This window comes from Paraburkholderia franconis (assembly GCF_009362735.1).
Lineage (GTDB): Bacteria > Pseudomonadota > Gammaproteobacteria > Burkholderiales > Burkholderiaceae > Paraburkholderia > Paraburkholderia franconis.
In genome coordinates this window covers 1-7,893 of the sequence record NZ_WHNP01000147.1, presented here as the reverse complement: position 1 = coordinate 7,893, position 7,893 = coordinate 1, and the positions used below count along the sequence as shown (strand labels likewise).

6 protein-coding genes are annotated in these 7,893 nt (G+C 55.0%); 4 read left to right on the top strand and 2 right to left on the bottom strand.

All coding sequences use genetic code 11. From position 1 onward, the window contains the following. Positions 1-120, bottom strand: a 120-nt coding sequence (locus GCT13_RS46105; RefSeq protein ID WP_321575053.1) for a phage integrase N-terminal SAM-like domain-containing protein, incomplete at its 3' end; no start/stop codon positions are given. Positions 121-678: 558 nt separating this feature from the next. Here GCT13_RS46105 and GCT13_RS46100 point away from each other — a divergent pair. The 4 genes from GCT13_RS46100 (at position 679) to GCT13_RS46085 (ending at position 7,213) form a co-directional block, all read left to right on the top strand. Continuing rightward, positions 679-2,070 carry an SIR2 family protein gene (locus GCT13_RS46100; RefSeq protein WP_087740436.1) on the top strand — a complete coding sequence of 464 codons (1,392 nt, stop codon included), beginning with the start codon at positions 679-681 and terminating at the stop codon, positions 2,068-2,070. Continuing rightward, positions 2,067-4,181 (top strand): ATP-binding protein, encoded by a 2,115-nt coding sequence (locus tag GCT13_RS46095; protein WP_087740437.1) that lies wholly within the window; start codon positions 2,067-2,069, stop codon positions 4,179-4,181. The genes GCT13_RS46100 and GCT13_RS46095 overlap by 4 nt, the downstream gene beginning before the upstream one ends. A 140-nt stretch (positions 4,182-4,321) precedes the next feature. Then, positions 4,322-5,239, top strand: coding sequence for a hypothetical protein (locus GCT13_RS46090; protein ID WP_143811245.1), 918 nt, complete (start codon positions 4,322-4,324; stop codon positions 5,237-5,239). A 627-nt stretch (positions 5,240-5,866) separates the two neighbouring features. Next, complete coding sequence (locus tag GCT13_RS46085; protein ID WP_160111893.1) at positions 5,867-7,213, top strand: RNA-directed DNA polymerase; 1,347 nt, start codon at positions 5,867-5,869, stop codon at positions 7,211-7,213. 205 nt (positions 7,214-7,418) lie between these two features. Here the strand turns inward: GCT13_RS46085 and GCT13_RS46080 are convergent. After that, positions 7,419-7,893: IS66 family transposase (locus tag GCT13_RS46080; RefSeq protein WP_152768262.1), on the bottom strand; the 475-nt coding region annotated here is incomplete at its 5' end.

The window sequence follows — 7,893 nt, the reverse complement described above, 5'->3', positions numbered from 1 at the left end:
GTTCTCGACGGTGGCGGTATCGGGTGAACGCCCGAGGTATCGGGCGAACTGACGTACGGCACGCAGATAGGCGGCCTGGGTCTTCGGTGCGAACCTGCGCATGCGCAGGTCCTCAAGCATATGGCGGCGCAGCGGGCTGATGCCCGGATCGGAGGAGGTCATGATGGGGCTCCTGCTGGAGGGCGAGGCGGATTGCCTCAACCACCAACATAACCACCGGCGCCACTGGCCTCCCATTCGCCGCCAGAGTCGGGCCGCAGCCCCCTACCGCGCGAGCGGTTTAGTCCTGTCGGCCATTGCGGACGTTCGATAAGGCCCGGGTCTACGTCAGCAATGTGGTGTGTCGCAGACGTTGGCTGGATAAAGAAATGAAGTAATTGTCTTCTGCGCGGGCCAGCTCACACTTGCGACCCACAGCGGCGGCCACGTTTCACGAAAGCGGTCGTTCGAAAGTAGACCACACAACCTGATTCTGCCGCCTTGGAACGCGGGGGCGCGTCACGACCAGGTGAGGCGGCGATTATCACCCCCCAATGTGTAGCGTTGCTCTGGCGCGAACCAAGCGACTGGCTAGCGGCGAGAGCCGGCGCTTGTGGTCGTACCGCAGCACGGCCCCACAACATACGGGTATCGATATAATTCTTCGCGACCTGCGGATAATTAAAAGAGGGAAAAGCGATGAGCGAAGAGAGCGAAAGTCTGAAATTCGAGAACGTGCTAAAAGTACGCGACGATCCTCGACCGATCCTTTTTTCACCAACTGGTAAGCCGAACACGTTCCGAATTGCACCGGGTTGCAATGCGTCTTGGATAAGTAACGAAGAATTTGGCCTCACCGAACTCCGAAATCGCGCTGAGCCGTGGCTTACATCACTGTTTCAGTCGGAGCACCTATCAATGCTCGTCGGCTCCGGTCTGACTCACGCTGTCCACTATCTCGCAACGGGAGTAGGCGCGACGGGAATGGGCGCGACATCGTTTTCCAACTACGACGGTGAAATAGGGAAAGCGGCTGTAGAGGCCGCCAGCAAGGCTGGCCGTGAAGCTGGAAATATCGAGGACCAGTTGCGCGTCGCCAATGAATTGCTGCGGGGTTTGAGGATCCTCGGGATGAGCCACGAGTCGAAAGCGCTCGAGGACGATCTTACCGCCATCCTCACTGCCTTTTCGAAGTCGATATTGCTCAGCGAGCGGGGAATTGCGGTTGCCGAAGAGAGTCGGCGCGAGCAGGCTTTGAATATTCTCGTCACGTTTCTCATGAGCTTTGCCAGTCGGACCGGTGTCCGAGACAGGCTCAATATTTTCACGACCAACTATGACCGTCTTCTAGAGGCAGGTGCGGAGTTAGCCGGGCTGCATCTGCTCGATAGATTCCTCGGTAACCTAACGCCCATCTTTCGGTCATCCAGACTAGATCTGGACATGCACTACAACCCGCCTGGCATTCGGGGAGAACCCCGCTATCTCGAAGGCGTTGCTCGCTTCACCAAGCTCCACGGCTCGGTCGACTGGATTCAATCCAACGCCGACATTCGACGTCTCGGGCTTCCATTTGGTGCGGAGAGTGTTGAACCCTTTCTCAATGCACCGGGTTTGGACGGCGCAACCGCCCATGCGCTCATGATCTACCCTAACTCAGCGAAAGACAGGGAAACCTCGGACTACCCATACGTTGAACTCTTCCGCGACCTTGCCGCAGCTATCTGCAGACCTAATAGCACCTTGGTCACTTATGGCTACAGTTTCGGGGACGAGCATATAAATCGGGTGATTCGGGACATGCTGACGATCCCATCGACGCACCTGGTGGTCATATCGTTTAACGATCCGCTCGGGCGAATCATGGGGACCTATGAAGAACTTGGGCGCTCGCCCCAAATCAGCTTGTTGATCGGGCCTGTACTCGCAGACCTGCAAAAGCTCACAGAACACTTCTTGCCAAAGGCTGCTATCGACAAGACGACGTTCCGCATGAGTGAGTTGCTCAAACAGCGGTGGAACGTTGCCGCAGCGCCCAAGCCCTCTGAGAGTAGCGGTCCGGACGTGTTCGATGGGGAGGATCTCGCATGACGATTTCTCCCCTCGCCTACGCAGACTCACTGCGGATTGGAAGCATCGACTTCGTCTCTCCGGACGAAATCAAAGTGCTCCTAGACATTGAAGCTCCCGACGCTGTCGCTTTGAATACCGGGACGCCACGACCGTTTCCCCGCATCAACGGGTATGTGTTGATTCCCAGCGACGAAGGACATCTTGTCGCTCAGGTCGAATGGATCACAGTGGAGCGATCTCAGTATCCCAAGCGCAAGGGGATGCAGGACTTCGGACTTGTGGACCTGCCCTATCCGCTTCGAAAAATGAGTCTCAACCCGCTGGGACGTTTGATTTATGAGGGCTCTCACGCCGGCAAAGAACGCTACAACTTTCGTCGAGGCATCGACGCCTATCCTTCGGTCGGTGCGCCGGTAATGCTTCCGACTCAGGTCCAGCTACGGTCGATTGTCGAGTCGGGCGAAAATCGCCGGGTGAAGATTGGGATAAGTCCTCTCGCTGCGAATGCCGAGGTGATGGTTGATCCGGACCGGCTGTTCGGCCGCCATCTTGCCGTCTTGGGAAACACTGGCAGTGGAAAGTCGTGCTCTGTCGCTGGGATCATCCGTTGGTCCATGGAAGAAGCCAAGAAAGCGCGAGGTGATGAGAATCCGAATGCCCGCTTCATCGTTCTTGACCCGAACGGTGAATATTCAAACACCTTCAAGGACATGAGCAAGGTCCGACTCTATGCGGTCGAGGCTGATCCCAACAACGGAATCGGGCAACTGCAAATACCGCTATGGTTCTGGAACACCGCGGAGTGGAGTGCCTTCACACAGGCCAGCTCAAGGGCGCAGCGCCCGACGCTCATCCAAGCATTGCGCTCGGTGCGCGACGGCAGCGTGGACGCAGCCGTCACACCAAGCCACGATATGCGCCGTTATCTGCGTACATTGGTGAGTGCTGTTCAGATTGAGCGAAGTTCAGGAAGCCCATGGAAAGCGTTTCCGCACAACAAGAACTTTCTTCAAAAAATCGAGAAATGGCGTGGGAGCCTTGAACTGGATCAATCCTTTCGCGGCAATGAGACTATAGCCCTCGAAGCGCTACAGTCGGTGCTCGACACGCTAATCGTAGCCCGCACTTCGACTTCAGCTAACAAGTATCCGCACCTCGATTTCACTAAAGCTGAAGTCGACGGGCTTCTCGCATCGTTGCAGACCGCTCACTTGGCTTTCGGGGGAAGCGACGTCGATGTGCTTCCTATTGATGCTGACATTCCGAGACCATTCACGGGCGACCAGCTCCTGCGCAGCGTGGAAGCTAACGCTGAGCTACTGAATGTATCCGAGTATGTCGAGACGATGCTGATGCGTATCCGGACGATTCTTTCAGATAGCCGCATGAAAACGATCGCCAGCGGTGCCAGCGACATGAACTTGGCGAGTTGGTTGACCGACTATATCGGCGATGACGAGGCATCCAACGGCACCGTAACGGTCATCGACTTATCTCTTGTGCCAGCGGACGTCGTGCATATCGTTACTGCGGTAATTGCACGGATGACACTTGAAGCACTCCAGCGATACCGAAAAGCCTCCAAAGGCAAGACGTTACCAACAGTGCTTGTTATGGAAGAGGCGCACACGTTCATCCGTCGCTATAACGATGATGCAGAGAATCAAAACGCCGCAGCCATCTGCTGCCAGGTGTTCGAGAAAATTGCGCGCGAAGGCCGTAAGTTCGGACTTGGACTGGTCCTGTCGTCACAGCGCCCCAGCGAGCTGTCTCCAACGGTTCTTTCGCAATGCAACAGCTACCTTCTGCATCGGATCAGCAACGACCGAGACCAAGAACTGGTGCACCGACTCGTGCCGGACAACCTCCGGGGCTTGCTTAGAGATTTGCCATCTCTCCCGTCGCGCAACGCGATTCTGATGGGGTGGGCATCGGAGCTTCCCGTGTTGGTTGAGATGACGAAACTGCATGAGACCCAGCGACCGAAATCCGACGACCCCGATTTCTGGGCCGTATGGTCTGGCAGACGGCAGGACGAGGCCGGCCACGAAATATCGGTCGAGCGGAATGTCAACTGGCAGCAGATTTCGGACGACTGGCAACAGCTAGACAACTCAACTGAGATGTAACTTATCTCTCCCCGGACTATCCATCAGCGTACATTTTAAGAAAAACGATGCGTCGCCGACCGAGTTCGCAAGAATTGACTTTCCTTCCGCAGCGTGAGGTCGTCGCGCGGAAAGGTAGCCCCACTTACCGCGTGATGATCATGGATCCGAGGGGTTGCTATCCAGCTGGTGTTCGGCACGTCCCAACTGGATTCTTCTATGCCGATGAAGATGTCGCATTTTCTGTTGTCCAAGGTGGCGATTGGGCGGACGTTATCGACGATGCACCATACTCAGAGTTCGACTGGGCTTCACCAGAAGAACTTCGTTTCATGGCGTCGCTCGTTCTGTGCGAGCTCCGCGATGAGCCATACGTAAGCCTTTACCCTGTCGTCCGTTATAGTCCTCGCTTAGACGCACGAGATCTTGATATGACATGTCCTTTGACAGTCCATCGAGTGCGCGATCTCATATTGAAGACAGCTGGCGACGTCGTAGGCCCGTTTGGCCAGCACGGCCGACTCACGGGGACGATTCCAAAAAAATACACCGTCATCCCAGCCGATAGATATGGATTCGATAGACTCTTAAGATTCTGGGACAAATTGCGCGGCGCGAGCTTCGTTTTCTACCGAGGAATCTATACGCTCATTAAGGCCGACATGCTTCGGCAGCACTACGAGTTCAATGAAGAAGCTATCCTGTCTCTCTACATTGCACTCGATGCCTCATTTAGTCTCGTCAAAAGCCATCTTCAACCTTCCGGCATTGAAAATCCATCCGCACACGACGCTGCTGTTTGGCTTCACAATCATTTCGATGCGCCATTTGGCCTGGATGCGCCAGATGTGACCACAAGGTATTTTGAATCATTCTACGAGGAAAGGGTGATCACGATGCACCCGGAGAGCAGGTACGGCGAGTTTCCGTACGCACCGATTATGCATGACGATATACCGCATCTGCGGCGTTCTTTGCGCGAGATATTCGCCTATTTACTGTTAAAGGAACACGGGGAGGATTTTCATCGAGACATCCGGGAGCATCTGGCCATGCTGCCAAATAATTCCGGACTCTGACAGAATCCGACGTTCCACACTGGGGTGTCGCCATTGATTCGGACGTCCTTAAGGGTGAATCAAGTTCGGGAAGATTCATTCGAGTTCCATCGAAGCTAACCTTCACCGTCTATTGATTGCAAACGACAGCAAAGCAATTTGCAGTCGCCGCACGGCTCCCCACGCGTGAACGTTGGTAGTAGCCGACCCGCGAACGTCACCCATCCGGCGGGGCACTTCATTGCGACCGGTCGCCCATGAACGAGCGCGGCCTTGGGAGTGCGGCTTCGGACCACATGCCGGGCGCATCGACGCATTGTCGACGTGCAAATCCTTGTATCATGCAACCCGTGAATAAACGCGAGGAAAATTATGGCGATGCTTGGCGATTTGCTTTCCCGAGGTTACTTTCCCATTCAGTTGCCACCGAATTTCACGTCCGAGTCTTTCGCAACTGAGCTTCCTAAATTTCAGCATCAATGGGAGGCTACCGAACCACCTAGGACTTCGCCCGAGCGCTTCTCTGTCCCCCGATCGTCATACTATCGTCGGATAACAGCAATACTGAATCCAACTTCATTCTATTTTCTCGCGCGCGATATTAGTCAGTATTGGACGCAAATCCAGGAACACTACGCGAAGAGTCCGTTGTCAAAAAGCAAACCGACGATTGTCGGCGGCTTGCGTGCTATCACGATTCCCAAATTCAGCGAGCTTCACGAGGAGAAAATCACCGCAGCGGCTGGATTTAGGTACGCCTTAGTGACTGATATTTCGGCATTTTTCCCCACAATCTATACCCATGTCATTCCATGGGCGCTTCACACCAAAGTAATTGCAAAAGCAAATCAGAAGAAGGTTCCGGCCGTGTACGGCAACATTCTAGATGGGCGCTCTATGGGCATCCAGGACGGCCAGACCATCGGATTGCCGATTGGGCCGGACACGTCACATATCCTTGCAGAAATCGTTGCTGTTGCGATCGACGAGCAGTTCATACAGGAACTCGGGAGCGCGCCTCGTGGCTTTCGTTATGTCGACGACTTCTTCTTTTTCTTCAGCAAGCGTGAGGAAGCGGAGCGTGCATTGGCAGCGATCACCCGAGCGGTTAGCGACTATCAACTTCAGATCAATGCGTCGAAGACGCGCATCATCGAAACGAAAGAGCTTGTCGAGGAGTCTTGGAAATATGCGATCAAAAGGCTCACTGTTTCACCTGCCCGAAAGGAGCAGCGAGACGACATTCACCACTATTTCGAAAGTCTGTTTTCCCTGGAAAAGAAGTTCAAGGACGAGAGCCTTATCAAGTACGGAGTGAAGCAAATTTCCTCCACTATCATCAAAAAGTCGAACTGGAGCATCTTTGAGTCATACTTGCTGAAGTGTGCATTTAGCTTTCCGAACACCATTCAGGTCGTTGCGCACATCCTCTCAACCTACCAGCATCACGGTTATCCGATTGACAAGGCCGCGGTCGCCCGCCTATGCAACAATCTGATCGCTGCGTCCGCTGCTTCCGATCATCATGGTGAGGTGGCATGGTTGCTCTGGGTATGCAAGCAATTGACCATTGATCTGGACCCGGCGGCCGTCAACGAGGTTGAGCGTATGGGTAGCCCCGTATGCACCTTGATGCTACTCGACCTGCAACACAGCGGTACTATATCGACTCCCCTTCCGGTCGGCCCCTTAGCGCAGTATGCTGCGGCAGGAGTGCTCCAAAGCGCCGACTGGCTACTTGCCTATGAAGGAGGGCGACGTCACTGGCTAGGGATCGCGAATGCAGACTTCATAAGCAACCATCCCTTTTTTGGTTCTCTCCAAACGGCTGGTGTTCGGTTCTATGACGAGAACAAACACGTACCCCCAATTTTTGACTTTAAAAGTCCGCCAGGAGATATCGAGGACTTCGATTTTGATTCCGATGCGGAAATTGAGGAGGAGTTTGATTTCGACGAGATGGATGAAGAGTATTTCGATTCGAGCGACGTTTGAGTCGAAGTCGTCACAGAGCACCTAGCACTCGCAACCGGCCACTTGAGTAAAGAAGGTCTGGATGGGATCTGTGGGTTGGCAGATGCCGTAGGCATGCCATCCCGCTGAACGGCGCTGTCAACGTCGGCAGCCCGCCATACCGCCGACATTCGGGGTAGGTTTGTAAGCGCCCGGCAATGACACCCCGGGGAGTGCGCGCCGGCGATCAGGCGGTGATCGGCGCCCAGCGATGAGGCAGTAGCTGAGCGATATCGTCGGCGCGATGCGTGGGCAAGCGGTTCAGTACGTCTTTGAGGTAGACGTATGGATCATGGCCGTTGAGCTGCGATGATCGAATCAGGCTCATGATTGCGGCTGCGCGTTGCCCCGCACGCAAAGAGCCCGCGAAGAGCCAGTTCGCCCTTCCCAGGGCCCATGGACGAATTTGATTTTCCAGCCAATTGTTGTCGATCGGCACATGCCCATCGACAAGGTAGCGTGTAAGCGCGTCCCATCGCTTGAGGCTGTAGTCGAGTGCCTTGGCGATCGCCGATCCCTCGGAGACCAGTTTGCGCTGACCGGTCATCCAGGCATGCAGTGCGTCGGCAATGGGTCGGGCCCGCTCCAGGCGGACCTCACATCTTCGATCGGGCTTGAGTTCCGCGACGTCGCGCTCGACGTCGTAAAGTGCACCGAAGTAA